The organism is Ruegeria sp. H6, assembly GCF_056532975.1.
The window spans coordinates 498,678-514,170 of the sequence record NZ_JBQFOA010000002.1 but is presented as its reverse complement, the minus strand read 5'-3'; the positions used below and the strand labels follow the sequence as shown (position 1 = coordinate 514,170).

At 58.0% G+C, this 15,493-nt stretch carries 15 protein-coding genes; 7 read left to right on the top strand and 8 right to left on the bottom strand.

Features of this window, described 5'->3' with window-relative positions; translation table 11 throughout:
- Positions 1–10: 10 nt before the first annotated feature.
- Positions 11–952, bottom strand: a complete 942-nt coding sequence (trxB, locus tag ACR0AG_RS07250) for a thioredoxin-disulfide reductase (protein WP_480837602.1) — start codon at positions 950–952, stop codon at positions 11–13.
- 230 nt (positions 953–1,182) lie between these two features.
- On the opposite strand from trxB, the gene ACR0AG_RS07245 reads away from it, so the two are divergent.
- Entirely contained in the window at positions 1,183–1,683 is a 501-nt protein-coding gene (locus ACR0AG_RS07245) for an Lrp/AsnC family transcriptional regulator (RefSeq protein ID WP_480837601.1), read from the top strand.
- A gap of 122 nt (positions 1,684–1,805) precedes the next feature.
- Here ACR0AG_RS07245 and ACR0AG_RS07240 read toward each other — a convergent pair whose 3' ends face one another.
- The 4 genes from ACR0AG_RS07240 to lgt all read right to left on the bottom strand — a co-directional run bounded on the left by ACR0AG_RS07240 (position 1,806) and on the right by lgt (position 6,018).
- A complete protein-coding gene (locus tag ACR0AG_RS07240) occupies positions 1,806–2,588 on the bottom strand; it encodes a Hint domain-containing protein (RefSeq protein ID WP_480837600.1) in 783 nt (260 codons plus the stop codon).
- Between the two features lie 723 nt (positions 2,589–3,311).
- Entirely contained in the window at positions 3,312–4,070 is a 759-nt protein-coding gene (gene pgeF, locus ACR0AG_RS07235; RefSeq protein ID WP_480837599.1) for a peptidoglycan editing factor PgeF, read from the bottom strand.
- Positions 4,067–5,134: a class I SAM-dependent methyltransferase gene (locus ACR0AG_RS07230; RefSeq protein WP_480837598.1), complete on the bottom strand. Its 1,068-nt coding sequence runs from the start codon at positions 5,132–5,134 to the stop codon at positions 4,067–4,069. The genes pgeF and ACR0AG_RS07230 overlap by 4 nt, the downstream gene beginning before the upstream one ends.
- Positions 5,131–6,018, bottom strand: a complete 888-nt coding sequence (gene lgt / locus ACR0AG_RS07225; RefSeq protein WP_480837597.1) for a prolipoprotein diacylglyceryl transferase — start codon at positions 6,016–6,018, stop codon at positions 5,131–5,133. The genes ACR0AG_RS07230 and lgt overlap by 4 nt, the downstream gene beginning before the upstream one ends.
- A 98-nt stretch (positions 6,019–6,116) precedes the next feature.
- On the opposite strand from lgt, the gene ACR0AG_RS07220 reads away from it, so the two are divergent.
- The 5 genes from ACR0AG_RS07220 (at position 6,117) to ACR0AG_RS07200 (ending at position 9,327) form a co-directional block, all read left to right on the top strand.
- Positions 6,117–6,365: an accessory factor UbiK family protein gene (locus ACR0AG_RS07220; RefSeq protein WP_480837596.1), complete on the top strand. Its 249-nt coding sequence runs from the start codon at positions 6,117–6,119 to the stop codon at positions 6,363–6,365.
- 325 nt (positions 6,366–6,690) lie between these two features.
- Positions 6,691–7,191, top strand: coding sequence for a type III secretion system chaperone family protein (locus tag ACR0AG_RS07215; protein WP_480837595.1), 501 nt, complete (start codon positions 6,691–6,693; stop codon positions 7,189–7,191).
- A 39-nt stretch (positions 7,192–7,230) separates the two neighbouring features.
- Positions 7,231–8,046: a pyrroline-5-carboxylate reductase gene (gene proC / locus ACR0AG_RS07210; RefSeq protein ID WP_480837594.1), complete on the top strand. Its 816-nt coding sequence runs from the start codon at positions 7,231–7,233 to the stop codon at positions 8,044–8,046.
- A complete protein-coding gene (locus tag ACR0AG_RS07205) occupies positions 8,039–8,377 on the top strand; it encodes a tRNA-binding protein (RefSeq protein WP_480837593.1) in 339 nt (112 codons plus the stop codon). The genes proC and ACR0AG_RS07205 overlap by 8 nt, the downstream gene beginning before the upstream one ends.
- A complete protein-coding gene (locus ACR0AG_RS07200; protein WP_480837592.1) occupies positions 8,377–9,327 on the top strand; it encodes a 2-hydroxyacid dehydrogenase in 951 nt (316 codons plus the stop codon). Before ACR0AG_RS07205 ends, ACR0AG_RS07200 begins: the two co-directional genes overlap by 1 nt.
- Here ACR0AG_RS07200 and ACR0AG_RS07195 read toward each other — a convergent pair.
- Positions 9,324–9,902: a thymidine kinase gene (locus ACR0AG_RS07195; RefSeq protein ID WP_480837591.1), complete on the bottom strand. Its 579-nt coding sequence runs from the start codon at positions 9,900–9,902 to the stop codon at positions 9,324–9,326. The genes ACR0AG_RS07200 and ACR0AG_RS07195 overlap by 4 nt on opposite strands.
- Positions 9,903–10,267: 365 nt before the next feature.
- Between ACR0AG_RS07195 and ACR0AG_RS07190 the strand changes: the two genes are divergently transcribed.
- The gene (locus ACR0AG_RS07190; protein ID WP_480837590.1) at positions 10,268–10,729 is read left to right on the top strand and encodes a hypothetical protein; all 462 of its coding nucleotides are present in this window, start codon (positions 10,268–10,270) and stop codon (positions 10,727–10,729) included.
- A 25-nt stretch (positions 10,730–10,754) separates the two neighbouring features.
- On the opposite strand, the gene ACR0AG_RS07185 is transcribed toward ACR0AG_RS07190, so the two are convergent.
- Positions 10,755–11,879 carry a beta-ketoacyl-ACP synthase III gene (locus tag ACR0AG_RS07185; protein WP_480837589.1) on the bottom strand — a complete coding sequence of 375 codons (1,125 nt, stop codon included), beginning with the start codon at positions 11,877–11,879 and terminating at the stop codon, positions 10,755–10,757.
- Positions 11,880–12,038: 159 nt separating this feature from the next.
- Positions 12,039–15,383 (bottom strand): carbamoyl-phosphate synthase large subunit, encoded by a 3,345-nt coding sequence (gene carB, locus ACR0AG_RS07180; RefSeq protein ID WP_480837588.1) that lies wholly within the window; start codon positions 15,381–15,383, stop codon positions 12,039–12,041.
- Between the last annotated feature and the right edge of the window lie 110 nt (positions 15,384–15,493).

Sequence of the window (15,493 nt, the reverse complement as noted above, 5' to 3'; positions counted from 1 at the left end):
CGGATGCGCCTTAATCCTGTTCGGCCAGAAACCGTTCCGCGTCCAAAGCCGCCATACAGCCCATGCCGGCGCTGGTGACCGCCTGCCGATAAACGTGGTCGGTCAGGTCGCCCGCGGCGAACACGCCGGGGATTGATGTTTCGGTTGTGCCAGGCTTGGTCACGACATAGCCACCCATATGGGTTTCCAGCGTGTCCTTGACCAGCTCATTGGCCGGTGCGTGACCAATGGCGACAAAAACACCTTTGCACGGGATCTCAGAAATCTCGCCGGTTTGCACGTTCTTGACCTTCACGCCCTCAACACCCAGGGGCGCATCGGTGCCCACAACTTCTTCCAGCTGGTGGAACCAAAGGGGTTCGATCTTTTCATTCTTGAGCAGGCGATCCTGCAGGATTTTTTCTGCCCGCAGTTCATCGCGGCGGTGGATCAGGGTAACTTTGCTGGCGAAATTGGTCAGGAACAGCGCCTCTTCCACAGCGGTGTTGCCGCCGCCGATCACCACGATTTCCTGTCCGCGATAGAAGAACCCGTCACAGGTTGCGCAGGCCGATACACCAAAGCCTTTGAACTTCTCCTCGGACGGCAGACCCAGCCACTTGGCACGTGCGCCCGTGGCCAGAATGACCGCATCGGCGGTATAGGTCGTGCCGCTGTCGCCCTTGGCGGTAAAGGGGCGCTGGCTCAGGTCCAGATCATTGATGATGTCGCCGATGACCTCAGCGCCCATCGCTTTGGCGTGGTCCTGCATCCGCACCATCAGATCAGGGCCCTGAACCTCGGTGTCACCGGGCCAGTTTTCGACCTCGGTCGTGGTGGTCAACTGGCCGCCGGGCTCGATACCTTGCACAAGAATGGGTTCCAGCATGGCGCGGCTGGCATAAACGCCAGCTGTGTATCCGGCCGGTCCCGAACCGATGATCAGAACCTTGGTATGTCTTGTGTCGGCCATGGTACCCCCACTGTTTCTGCCATTCGTTGGGCCGCAGGCCCACCGCGGTTGGATATAGCGATGCAAAGACGGGGCTTAAAGCCCTATTAAACGCACGCATCTGTTATCGGTTTGGAGCATGAATCACCCGCGATATTCCATCAGGTGATACGGAATATTGCGCGATTGTGAAATATTATTGCGCATCGGTGGGGTGCTGATATAAGAACTGAAAAATTCAGGAGCATTTAATGGTCACGACCCGGCTGGATGAAATCGACCGAAAAATTCTTGCGGAGTTGCAGGCTGACGGTCGAATGACCAATGTCGAGCTGGCGAAGCGGGTCGGAATCTCTGCTCCGCCCTGTCTGCGCCGCGTTCGGACACTGGAAGAGGCGGGATATATCCACGGCTACCACGCCGACGTCAATGCGCGCGAGTTGGGGTTCGAGGTTCAGGTTTTTGCCATGGTCGGTCTTGAGAGTCAGGCCGAAGCCGAACTCAGCGCCTTTGAAAACCGCTGTCGCGAATGGCCTCTGGTTCGGGAATGTCACATGCTGAACGGCGAGGTGGATTTCATCCTGAAATGCGTCGCACCGGACCTGAGCAGTTTTCAGCAATTTCTGACAGGTGAGTTGCTGACCACGCCGAACGTGGCCAGCGTCAAGACGTCGCTTGTTATCCGAGGCGCAAAAGACGAGCCAGGCGTGCCATTTGACGTATTGGAAGACCGGATGAACCGGATGGCCTGACGGCAACCCGGCTCTGATTGGCGCTACAGGGTGGCAGAAACGCTGCCACCGTCAGGTATACGACCCAACTCAGTAGTATCTGCATGATGCCCCCACACTTGCAGAACAGTAACGATATGCCATCACGCGGTAATGGCGTCGACTTCGCCGTCCCCGGCACGCGGCAAAAGCAGCGGCCCAAAGTCATTCAGCGAATCTATGTGTGAAAATAGGTTCAGATAGAGCGAACGCAAGGAATGACTGATCATCCGAACCGCGTTTACGCCGGGATGATAGGTTTCGAACTGCAGGCCATCGACGCGGATCACGGAATGTCGGGCTAGGCAGATGTGAAACAGCTCGACCGGAGTTGGCGGCAGTGTCTCGATCACGCTCATGCCATCTTGAAACTCGTGCACCGGCGTCAACATCGGTCGCCCCCCGTTCAGGTGGCGCATGTGTGTCGGTGTCCCAAGCAGTCGGGCGGCTGGACCTGTGATGACACCTGACAGCGGTTTCTGCATCCCGAACGTATCTGCCATGATGCGTGTCAGCGGCCGCGTTCGGCCGCGTGTATCTTCGCGCCCCGGAACCAGCGTTACCGAACCCTTCCACAACACGGTTTCAGATGCGCCGTCCTGAGTGAGAACGTCATCTCCGGGCATAAGATCTTCGATCGCCATGGGCCCTTGGGGTGTTTCAACCAAAGATCCACGGGTGAAGGCGCAAAACGCGTCTTCGAACATGGGCAATGCAGGCGCGATGTGGCGCGTTTGCTCTACATCGCCATTGCTGAGCAGAGTGCTTACTTCATAGCGCCGCAGCTGCGCCTTTTGTACAGTACTGGGACGCGGTGCGTCGCGCAGTATTGAAGACGTCTCAACAGCATTTCTGGCCGCTCGTGCCAGAGAATTAGGAATAGACATACGTATTCCGACCCCTCTTTTTTCCGTACAGGCAGGCATAACCCCCGTGACGTCCTGCCAGACGGTCTTGTTCTTTGCCTTTATTCTTAGGGCAGACGCAGAACGGGCACCGAAACCGGACCGAACCACGAAAGAAAAACTTCTTTTTTGGTCAAAATCTGACCCCCCAGACAAACTCATTAAACGCGGACATCAATTGCCCGCACACACACGCCCCTAACAGACGCGACGCAAACCCATCTGCGTCGCAGCGCACAGGACCGGAGCACAATCCAGTGCGTTATGCCCATAGGACCGGCAGCTTGGTCCGTTGGGGATTTCGGTCAGCGACGCTCGGCCAAACGACGAGCAACTCTGACTGAATTGCTTGAAACCCGCTTCCAGGGCATTTCGAGTTCCCTGTCTTTAACCGCCGCAACAACGGCACTCAGAAAGCGTGATTTCGTGTTCATGTTTTTTGTCCTGCCTGCTTCGGGTTTGACCCCGGATTTCCGTTACAACACTCAATCTGACGCGGGTTTGCGGCACAGATAAGGCTGATGCGGGATGAATTGAGGACAAAAGGAAGGACTCAGACACCTCTTTTCTTACCAGGCGTCAGCCTTCGGGCTGATTTCTCAGATAACACACTGAACACTGACGACAATTTGAAACGATTCTGAGTCAGATAAACACAATAAATGTGTCGGAAAGGAGGCGCGACTGCCTTATTTCAGCCCAGTTTCAGAGCCGAATGGCCGAGATCAAGCGCCCATAATCAACTTCTTGTGCATGGGTCGCACGCCGGTAAGAAAAAAACCTATCCGAATCGGAATATGTGCAGTGTCGCGACCATTCGGCATTGCCGATTCCAGCCGTGCGCAGCCTATGAAGCCCATAGGCTGGCAGGTCGAATTTCAGCCGGTCGCCGTCGCCATTGGCAAAAAACCGGGCGTTCTCAGCAGATTCGACCAGAAAGGCATCCATGAACTCGGGCCCGACCTCATACGCGCGCTGCGAAATCGTTGGTCCGATCACTGCCGATGTTGTCGCCCGCGACGCGCCCAATGCCTCCATTGCGTCCAAAGTGGCCTCAAGCACACCATCCAACGCACCGCGCCATCCGGCGTGTGCGGCACCGATGACGCCTGCCGAGTGGTCTGAAAACAAGACCGGCTGGCAATCAGCTGTCAGAATTGTCAGGGCCAGGCCGGGCGTGGCGGTCACTAGGGCGTCCGCCTTGGGTTTTTCGCCGTCAAGCGGCTGATCGACGGTTACGACCGTTGGCGAATGCACCTGGTGCACGCCGACCAGACTGGTCTGATCAACTCCCATCGCCTCAGCAACACGGCGGCGGTTTAAAGCGACGGCTTCGGACTGGTCCGAGGAGCCCAGGCCGCAATTCAATCCCGAAAAGATACCGGAAGAGGCCCCGCCGCGTCGGCTGAAAAAGCCATGATGCACAGGTGACAGCAAATCCGAAGTCAGAATTTCCAGAGTCATCGTTCCGTTCCCGGTGGAGGTGTCGCATCTGCCGGGAACAGGCCCAGCACTTTGAACAGGTTTCCCATTTCATCGGGATGCGTCAACCGTCGATGTGCGGCAATATGCGTTTCCAGATTTGTCCCGGACAGGCGTCTTGCCAGCGCTTGTGCCCTGGCCGTTATGCCAAGCCTTTCCAGAAACACACCTTGTGGCGTCAATCGGGTATGGGCACACCCGGCTGCACGCGCCGTTTGCGCCAGCGGTTCGAAATCTACATGCGCCGTCAGGTCTGCCTGTCCCGGATGCGCCAACGGATCAACGGGCCGATGGTTTTGCAGGGCCTGAAACGTATCCCCCAAGGATCGCCAATCGCCATAATCCACGATCAAGGCAGCGCCCCCACAGGTGGCGATCAGATGCGCAAGCTTTGCAATGATAGGTGTTGCAGCGGCGCAGATTTCGACCAGATCACCGTCTTGGGTGTCGTCCAGCCGGTCGGTCAGGCCAGGCTGTTCCGCAGCAGCGCCCAATCCAAAGGTCAATGCACCGTCATCAGCACCGATCAGGCGTTCTCGCCACCCGGTGCCGTCACGCACAAACTGCCGGATCGGCAGGGCATCGAAAAACTCGTTTGCAACCAGAAACAGCGGCTGGTTGGGCAACTCGTCCACCGACTGAACCCACTTTGGGTCATAGCCTTGCAGGGTCTCGGCTTGCTTGGTGCGCAAGACATGTGAGGCCTCAAGCAGTACGATCCGTGCGGCGTCGTGAAATCCGGGAACTGATGCCGTGGCGCGCAGGATGTCGGACATCAGCGTACCGCGCCCAGGGCCCAACTCTGCCAGAGTGAACTGCGATGGTGCGCCCTGATCCATCCACGACTGTGCCAGAGAGAGACCAATCAGTTCTCCGAACATCTGGCTGATTTCTGGGGCGGTGATAAAGTCGCCCTTTGACCCGAACGGGTCCTGGGTCGCGTAATAGCCGAATTCGGGATGCAGCAGACACTCTGCCATGTAATCCGCGATGCGCATCGGGCCATCCAGCCGGATGCGCTCTAACAGTTGGTCGGTCAGGCTCATGCCTGTCGCCGAGCGCGCAACGCAAACCACAGGCCCAACGCGATCATCGGCAATGACAGAAACTGCCCCATCGTCAGACCATAGCCGCCGATATGCCAGGCCAGTCCCAGCGGATTTCCGGCCGATATGAACTGCGCGTCGGGTTGGCGGACAAATTCGACCAGAAATCGCGATGCGCCATAACCCGCGAGGAACACGCCCATGATAAGGCCCGGGCATTTGAATGCGCCACGCCGATAGGCCAGCCAAAGCAGAAGCGCACCCAGCAGCAGTCCCTCCAACAGAGCCTCATACAGCTGCGAGGGGTGGCGGGCGCATAGACCGACAGCAACATTGGTGCAATCCTGCGCTGCGGCACCGGGAAAGATCACGGCCCAGGGCAATTCACTGGGGCGCCCCCAAAGCTCGGCATTGGTGAAATTGGCCAGTCGGCCCAGAAACAGGCCCGGCGGTACAGTGTAGGCAACCAGGTCACCCAGCGACAGCGCGGGGATATCATGACGTTTGGCATAGAGAAACGAGGCGAGAATAACGCCCAGCAATCCACCGTGGAATGCCATGCCCCCTTGCCAGACTTTCAGTATCTCAAGCGGGTGCGTCAGGTAATAGGCCGGTTGATAAAACAGGACAAAACCCAGACGGCCGCCAAGGATGACACCCAGAATGACCCATGTGATGAAGTCTTCCAGCTGGTCGGGGCGCATCGGTGGCGTCTCGCGCGCCCAAAGGGCAGGGCGCTTCAGCGCCATCGCTGCCAGACGCCAGGCGATCAGGATGCCGGCGATATAGGCAAGCGCATACCATCTGAGGGCGAATTCGAAGCCGAACACAGAGATCGAAAACAGCTCGGGGGATAAATCGGGAAATTGAATGACAGCCTGCATGTGCGTCTCATTGCCCGTGCAGGGCGGGACAAGTCAACCTTGAGACTGAGCCAATCATTGCCCATATAAGGGAGCAACCGCGATATCGGAGTGAACTCATGCAAACGCGCAACAATATTCTAGATGACATGTCCCAGCTGATGACCAACGCAATGGGTGTGGCCCAGGGTGCGCGGGATGAGGCCGAGAATGCGATGAAATCTATGATCGACCGTTGGTTGGCCGATCGTGACTTTGTCACCCGGGAAGAATTCGACGCCGTGCGCGCCATGGCCCAGAAAGCGCGCGAGGAAAACGCGGCACTTGAGGCGCGCATCGCCGCGCTGGAGGCAAAACTGGACAAATAGTCCGGCACCTCTGCCCAATCTGAAATTTTCTGAGAAACCGCCGTCGCGCGCCTGCCGATCAGGATCGGGCAATGCGGTGCGGCGAATGATGACGCGTTGCAGAATTTTATCAAGACAAAGCTGCCGCAGCCGCCAATATTTTGAGCGCCGTTGCCAACTGTCCACAACTTATTGCTGTTATCCCCAAAAATGGGGGTTGTCACAGAGTCAGCCACATCGCACCATATTTAGTACAGGCCAAAGGGGGAAGCCCGGTTTGTAGAGCAGGCAACTAGCGCTGGGGCGCTGCCAGCCCCAAAATGCTAGAGATTAGTGAGGTGGCATTATGGCCCTTTCCGAGCAGTATCTCGAAGAAGACCTTCATCCGATTGACATTGTTGAACATCTTGCGGAACACCACGACTGGGATTTTGACCGGATCGGGGATGATCAGATCGCCATGGCTGTCGAAGGACAGTGGCGCACCTATTCAATCACACTGGCCTGGTCGAACTATGACGAAACACTGCGCATGGTTTGTTCGTTCGAGATGGAGCCCCCGTCCGAGCGTGAAACCGTTCTTTATGAACTTCTCAACAAGATGAACGATCAGTGTTGGGCCGGTGCCTTTACCTATTGGGCCAAACAAAAGCTGATGGTCTATCGCTATGGTCTGGTACTGGCGGGCGGTCAGATGGCCAGCCCGGAACAGATTGACACGATGATCAACGCCGCGGTGCTGAGCGCTGAGCGGTATTACCCGGCCATTCAACTTGTCACCTGGGGCAATCGCGACCCCGAGGACGCCATGCAAGTCGCCATTGCAGAGGCCTACGGCCGCGCGTAAAGCTTTGCCCCAAGCCTGAACGATGGGGAGGGGCAAATCATGGACATGTCGCGCGTCGCAGACCAGGGGCTGGTGCTGCTGGGATGCGGGAAAATGGGCTCGGCGATGCTGACGGGTTGGCTGGATCACGGATTGCCGCCTGCCTCGGTCTGGGTGATTGATCCTTTTCCCTCCGACTGGCTGAAGGCGCAAAACGTCAACCTCAACACGCCATTGCCGGAATCACCTGCGGTCGTGCTCGTGGCGGTCAAACCGCAAATGATGGGCGAGGCTTTGCCCGCGATTCAAGCGCTGGGCGGCGGCAAAAGCCTGTTCGTCTCGGTCGCAGCCGGAACATCGATCGACATGTTCCAAAATATCCTGGGGGCGGGCACGCCAATCATTCGGGCCATGCCGAACACACCGGCTGCGATCCGTCAGGGGATCACCGCGCTGGTGGGCAACGGCGATGCAACGGATGACGATCTGGCGCTGGCTGAAAATCTGCTGACGGCGATCGGTGAAACGGTGCGGCTCGACAGCGAATCCCAGATGGATGCGGTCACTGGCCTAAGCGGATCAGGTCCGGCCTATGTGTTTCACCTGATCGAAACGCTTGCCAAGGCGGGTGAAGCCAACGGGTTGCCGCATGATTTGGCCATGAAGCTTGCCAAATCGACTGTTGCCGGCGCTGGCGCGCTGGCTAAGGCCGCCGAAGACGACCCGGCGCAACTGCGGGTCAATGTGACCTCACCCAATGGCACCACCCAAGCTGCGCTAGAGGTTCTGATGCATCAGGAAACCGGTTTCCCGGACTTGCTGCAACGCGCGGTCACAGCCGCAACCCAACGATCCAAGGAGCTGTCACGTGAGTGAGATTTCGTTTGATGATTTCCTGAAGGTCGACATCCGTGTCGGCGAAGTTCTGCGGGCAGAGCCTTACCCAGAGGCGCGCAAACCCGCGATCAAGATGTGGATCGATTTCGGGGGCGAGATCGGTGAGCGGAAGACCTCTGCCCAGGTCACCGCCCATTATGATCCCGCATCTCTTGTCGGCAAACAGGTCATGGCGGTGGTCAATTTCCCGCCGCGTCAGATCGGCCGGTTCATGTCCGAAGTTCTGGTTCTGGGCCTGCCGGATGAGGACGGCGAGATTGTGCTGATCGGGCCCGACAGCACGGTGCCCAAAGGTGGAAGGATGCATTGATGAGGCTTTGGATCGCGCGGCCCATGACGCCAGCGGTCGAGGCGCGGGCCCGGTCCGAGTTCGACGTTGAAATCCGAAGCGAAACCGCGCCCATGTCGCGATCAGAGTTGCTGCGGGCGCTGACCGAGTTCGACATCGTGGTGCCAACACTCGGCGATCAGTTCTCGGCCGAAATATTTGCCGAAACACCCACGCCACGGTGTCGGTTGCTGGCCAATTTTGGCGTCGGCTACAACCATATTGACGTGCAAGCGGCGCATGCTGCGGGTGTTCAGGTCTCCAACACGCCCGGCGCGGTCACCGATGCGACCGCAGACATTGCCATGGCACTGCTGCTGTCCACAGCGCGCCGCACAAGCGAAGGCGAACGTCTGGTGCGGTCTGGCCAATGGCAGGGATGGCATCCAACTCAGATGCTGGGGCATCATGTGACCGGAAAAACCGTCGGCATCGTCGGTATGGGACGCATCGGCCAAGCCATTGCGCGAAGGTGTCATTTTGGCTTTGGCATGAAAACGTTGTACCTAGCGCGCGGTCGCAAAGAGTTGGACTTTGCGGCAGAATTCGTTCCCGATCTACGGACCCTTGCCGCGGCTGCGGATTTTCTTGTGCTGGCCGTTCCGGGCGGCGCGGAAACCTACCATCTGATCGATGCAGATGTGCTGCACGTCATGAAACCGTCCGCCATTCTGGTGAATATTGCCCGCGGAGAAGTTGTTGACGAAGCCGCCCTGATCCAGGCTTTGCAATCAAAGCAAATCGCCGGCGCCGGGCTGGACGTTTACGAAATTGAGCCGGTTGTGCCGCAAGCGCTTTGCGATCTGGACAATGCCACCTTGTTCCCGCATCTCGGAACGGCGACCGAGGAAGTGCGCACGAATATGGGGAACATGGCGCTGGACAATGTGGCGGCGTTCATGGCCGGTCGGCCATTGCCTAACCCGGTTTAAGACCCCATGGCCTCGCGCCAGTGTTTGCGGCACAGCGAGACATAGGTTTCGTTTCCGCCGATCTGCACCTGCGCGCCTTCAGTGATCGTGTTGCCGTTTTCGTCCTGCCGAATCACCATCGTCGCCTTGCGGCCGCATTTGCAGATGGTGCGCACCTCGCGCATCTCATCCGACAACGCCAGCAATGCGGCGGATCCGGGGAACAGCTTGCCCTGAAAATCCACCCGTAACCCATAGGCCAGCACTGGAACCTTCAGATCGTCAACGGCGCGCGCCAACTGCCAGACCTGATCTTCGGTCAGAAATTGCGCCTCATCCACAAAGACGCAGGCCACCGAACCTTGTGACAAGCGATTCTCAATCATCGCAAAAACATCGTCGGATGGTTTGAAAGTATCCGCCTTTTCCGAGATGCCGATCCGCGACGCGATACGGCCTTCGCCCGCGCGGCCATCTATTTCGGCGGTCATAAGATATGTGGACATACCACGTTCACGGTAATTGTGCGAAGCCTGCAGCAATACCGTCGATTTACCCGCATTCATGGTCGAATAGTTGAAATACAGCTTGGCCATGCGATGGGTCTAAATCCCAACACCAAAAGGGGCAAGCCATGAGTTTGACTTAAAAAAAGACGACGCCGCCGTTGCAGTCACGAGGCCGAGCCGAAGCTCTTGGGGATGGAAAACCCCGCTTCCACAACAGCAGCGCCATCGGCCAACATAAGGCCAAAACAATGTAGGGGAAAATCTACCCTACTTTCACTCATTACCGGCATGAACTGCCGCCACTCACTCACAAAATCCCTGCATATCTGAGGGATAGTCAAAATATGGCATTTCAATTATGAATCGAATATGGGAAATTTCTCTGCCCATTCCCCCGTATGGTTAACGGTGGGGGTGGCGAGAAGAAATTTTGGGGCAACAAGGGTAACAGAATGGCAGATATCGGGGCCTATTTGAAAAAACACACCGAAGCTTTGGTCAAAGATGTGGGGATCGAAGCAGCGTGTGAGATCACCGGAAAATCAAAGGCCACCCTTGGACGATATTATTCGGACAACGCAGAGCATGCGGACCGGTTTATGCCGGTGGATGCGGTCGCGCATCTGGAAAATGCGGCGTCGTACCCGCATGTGACTTCGGCCCTTGCTGATTTGCAGAATATTACGCTGTCTTATGACGGACGAAATTCCAACGAACCTCGCACCGGCGGTGTCAATGCGGATGTAATCGCACTAAGCCAGCGCTTTGCCATGCTGATGACCGAATATCAGGCCGCCATTGAAGACGGCATCATCACCGTGAACGAAGCAAAACGGCTGTTGAAAGAAACCAGCCTGCTGCAACAGGTTCTGATCGAGATGAAGCTGCATCTGGAAGAAGAAAGCGTAAGCTGAGATCGCCCCGGCAAAGCCAAGCCGATCAGGCGTGGCGCTTTACGATCACCGACCCCACGGAATACCCGGCCCCGAACGAGCAGATCAGCCCGAAATCGCCATTGGTCAGATCGTCCGAGTACTTGGAAAAGGCAATTATCGACCCTGCCGAGGACGTGTTCGCATAATCCTGCAAGATGTTTGGCTGCTCAGCGGGCTCAGGGGTGCGTCCCATGACTTTTTTGCCGATAAAGTCGTTCATCGTCTTGTTGGCCTGATGCAACCATAGACGTTTCAGATCGGTGTTGCTGATGCCTTCGGCTTCTAGATGGTCGGCAATGTGTTTGCTGACCATCGGCAGAACTTCTTTGAAGACCTTTCGCCCATTTTGCATGAACTGCATGTCGCGGCGATCTTTCACGCCGTCGGGGCGAGAGCGGCGCAAGAAGCCATTATTGTTGCGGATGTTGTTTGAAAATTGTGTCTCACACCGGGTCGAGATCACCTCGAAATGGGGGCCCGTTGCGTCCTCGATCCGTTCGATCAGTGTGGCGGTCGCCACATCGCCAAAGATAAAGTGGCAATCGCGGTCGCGCCATTCCAGATGGCCGGAACAGATCTCGGGGTTGACCACAAGTGCTGCCCGAACCGAGCCCGAACGGATCATGTCGGCAGCCGCCTGAATACCAAACGTGGCCGAGGAACAGGCGACGTTCATGTCAAACCCGAACCCGCCAATCCCAAGCGCCTGTTGGATTTCGATGGCAATCGCGGGGTAGGCCCGTTCGTGGTTCGAGGCCGCGCAGATCACCAGATCGACATCCGCCGCCGTGCGCCCGGCTTGGGCCAGCGCGGTTTCGCAGGCCGCGACCGCCATTTCCGTCATGATCCCGGGTTCCTCATCGCTGCGCTGACGCAGTGTGGGATGCATGATTTCGGGATCAAGCACACCCGCCTTGTCCATCACGTACCGCTTTTCGATGCCCGAGGCCTTGACGATGAACTCTTCGGATGAATGCTGCATAGGTTCGGCTTGACCCGCTGCAATCGCCGTCGCATTCAACTCGTTCTGCTTGTCCGCATAAGCGTTGAACGCCTCGACAAGTTCGGCATTTGTGATGACGTTTTGGGGTGTGAAAACACCGGTGCCGGTAATGGCGGGCGTGTACATGGCTGGACCTGCGGTTTTGGATTTGCCCAAAATGCAGTCACGGATCGGTTAGATCAAGGTTTCTTGACCCGAGGGAACCCAAACAATCGCAGTCTCTCTGCCGAGTTATGTTGCAAGAGCGGCAGAAATACCCCGGAGCTAGGCCGGGGCTATGCCAATTCAGCCCTGCAACGACCGAACTTCGACGTCGCCTTCGGCTTGCGCCTTGATCGCCAATGCAGCGGCATGGCTGGCGGCCGCGGTGGTGAAATAGGGGATCTTGTCATAAAGGGCGATGGAGCGGATCGCCTTGCTGTCTTCGACCGCCTGCGCCCCTTCGGTGGTGTTCATGACCAACTGGACCTGACCGTCTTTCAGCATGTCGACCACATCGGGGCGGCCTTCATACACTTTGTTGACCACATCGCAGGCGACGCCCTGTTCGGACAGCCAGCTTTGCGTGCCGCGGGTTGCGACCAGCGCAAAGCCCCGTTCGGTCAGCACCCGTGCGGCATCCAGCATGGCCTCGCCCTTGTCGGCATCCTTGATCGAGATAAAGGCGCGCCCCTGCGATGGCAGAACCATTCCGGCCCCCATCTGTGCCTTCAGGAAGGCGCGCGGGAAGCTCCGGTCCCAGCCCATAACCTCACCGGTCGAGCGCATCTCGGGGCCCAGGATCGTATCGACACCAGGGAAACGGGCGAAGGGTAGCACAGCCTCTTTCACCGAGAACCAGGGCATGTCGGGATCGGCCAGCGTCATCTGGTCCGCGATCTTGGTGTCCTGACCTTCCTGATAGGCCGGGCGCATCGGGAAGTTCGCCAGTTTCTCGCCGGCCATCACACGCGCCGCGATGGACGCGATGGCACTGTCGGTAGCTTTTGCCACAAAGGGCACGGTGCGCGAGGCACGAGGGTTCACCTCGATCAGGTAGATCTCATCATCTTTGATCGCGAACTGGACGTTCATCAGACCGACCACGTTCAGTGCTTTGGCCAGTTTGAACGCCTGATCCTTGATCTGATCAATGATCTCTTTTGACAGCGAATAGGGTGGAAGCGAACAGGCTGAATCGCCCGAGTGCACCCCGGCCTCTTCGATATGCTGCATAATACCCGCCACATGGACGTCGGTGCCGTCACACAGTGCATCCACATCCAGTTCAACCGCACCCGCCAGATAGCTGTCCAGCAGAACAGGGCTATCGCCCGAGACCACAACGGCCTCGTTGATATAGCGTTTCAACTGATCCATATCGCGGACGATTTCCATCGCGCGACCGCCCAGAACGTAAGACGGGCGGATCACCAGCGGAAAGCCAATCTCATCTGCAATGGCCAGGGCCTCGCCGTCGGTCGAGGCAATGCCGTTCTTGGGCTGTTTCAGACCCAGATCGTTGACCAGCGCCTGGAACCGTTCCCGGTCTTCGGCCAGATCGATCGCGTCTGGCGTGGTGCCAAGGATCGGGATACCTTCAGCCTCCAACGCGTTGGCCAGTTTCAGCGGCGTTTGCCCTCCGAACTGAACGATCACACCGTGCAGCGTTCCGTTTTCCTGCTCTTTCGTCAGGATTTCCATCACGTGTTCGAAGGTCAGCGGCTCAAAATACAGACGGTCCGAGGTGTCATAGTCGGTGCTGACCGTCTCGGGGTTGCAGTTGACCATGATGGTCTCATAGCCGGTTTCCGTCAGCGCGAAACAGGCGTGGCAGCAGCAATAGTCGAACTCGATGCCTTGACCGATCCGGTTCGGACCACCGCCGAGGATGACGACCTTTTTGCGATCACTGGGCCGCGCTTCGCATTCGACCTCACCCATCATCGGGGCCTCGTAGGTCGAGTACATATAAGGCGTTTGCGCCTCGAATTCGGCGGCGCAGGTGTCGATGCGCTTAAACACGGCAGTGACGCCCAGATTGCGGCGGGCGCGGCGGACGTTATCCTCATCCCGACCGGTCAGATTGCCCAGTCGCGCATCGGTAAAGCCCAGCATTTTCAGCTTGCGGATACCTTCTTCGGTCACCGGCAGGCCGTCTTTGCGCACCTGACGCTCGGCCTCGATAATCTCGCGGATACGGGCCAGGAACCACGGGTCGAACTTGGTGACGCCGAAGATTTCGTCATCAGTCAGCCCGTGCCGCATCGCCTGCGCGATGGTGCGCAGACGGTCCGGCGTCTGTTGGCTGATTGCCTTGATCACGGCGGCCTTGTCATCGGCCTCGTCCCAGACGCCAACGTTCAGGCCGGGAATTTCAATCTCATCAAAGCCGGTCAGGCCCGATTCCATCGAGGCCAGCGCCTTTTGCATCGATTCGTGGATGGTACGGCCGATGGACATGGCCTCACCCACCGATTTCATCGCGGTAGTCAGGTAGGGTTCCGAGCCGGGGAATTTCTCGAACGCGAATTTCGGGATTTTGGTGACGACATAGTCGATTGTCGGCTCGAACGAGGCAGGCGTGACCTTGGTGATGTCATTGTCCAACTCATCCAGCGTATAACCCACGGCAAGTTTTGCGGCGATTTTGGCAATCGGGAAGCCGGTCGCCTTGGACGCCAGCGCAGACGAGCGAGACACCCGCGGGTTCATCTCGATCACCACCATACGGCCATCGACCGGGTTGATCGCCCACTGCACGTTCGACCCACCGGTCTCGACCCCGATCTCACGCAGCACGGCAATCGAGTGATTGCGCATGATCTGGTATTCTTTGTCGGTCAGCGTCAGCGCTGGGGCCACAGTGATCGAGTCGCCCGTGTGCACACCCATCGGGTCGACGTTTTCGATGGAACAGACGATGATGGCGTTGTCGGCGGTGTCGCGCACCACCTCCATCTCATACTCTTTCCAGCCCAAAAGGCTTTCATCGATCAGGATCTGACCAACGGGCGAAGCATCCATGCCCGAGCGGCAGATATGGATGTAATCCTCACGGTTATAGGCCACGCCGCCACCCGTGCCGCCCAGCGTAAAGGCGGGGCGGATGATGGCAGGCAGGCCCACGGTTTCCAGCGTGTCCAGAGCCAGCGCAACACCGGCATCCAGGTCTTTCTTGCCTGTGTCGTCTTTGGGCGCGGTCACGATCTCGGCCTTGGGGTTTTCGATGCCCAGCCGGTCCATCGCCTCGCGGAAGAGGGCGCGGTCTTCGGCCATTTCGATCGCGTCGCGCTTGGCGCCGATCATCTCGACCCCGAACTTTTCCAGCACGCCCATCTCTTCCAGCGCCAGCGAGGTATTCAGGCCAGTCTGCCCGCCCATCGTGGGCAGCAGCGCGTCGGGGCGTTCTTTCTCGATGATCTTGGCGACCACTTCGGGGGTGATCGGTTCAATATAGGTGGCATCGGCCAGACCGGGGTCGGTCATGATGGTGGCAGGGTTCGAGTTCACCAGTATGACCCGGTACCCTTCCTCGCGCAGCGCCTTGCAAGCCTGTGCGCCGGAATAGTCGAACTCGCAGGCCTGTCCGATGACAATGGGGCCCGCCCCGATGATCATGATCGACTGGATGTCGGTTCTTCTCGGCATGGCCTGGTCCCTTCAATTTTCCGCGAGTCAGGGCACCATCCCGGCACCCAAATTGTCCTGCGTTATAGGGACCGCGCGAAAAGGTGCAAGGGGGATCGGAAACAAGGGTG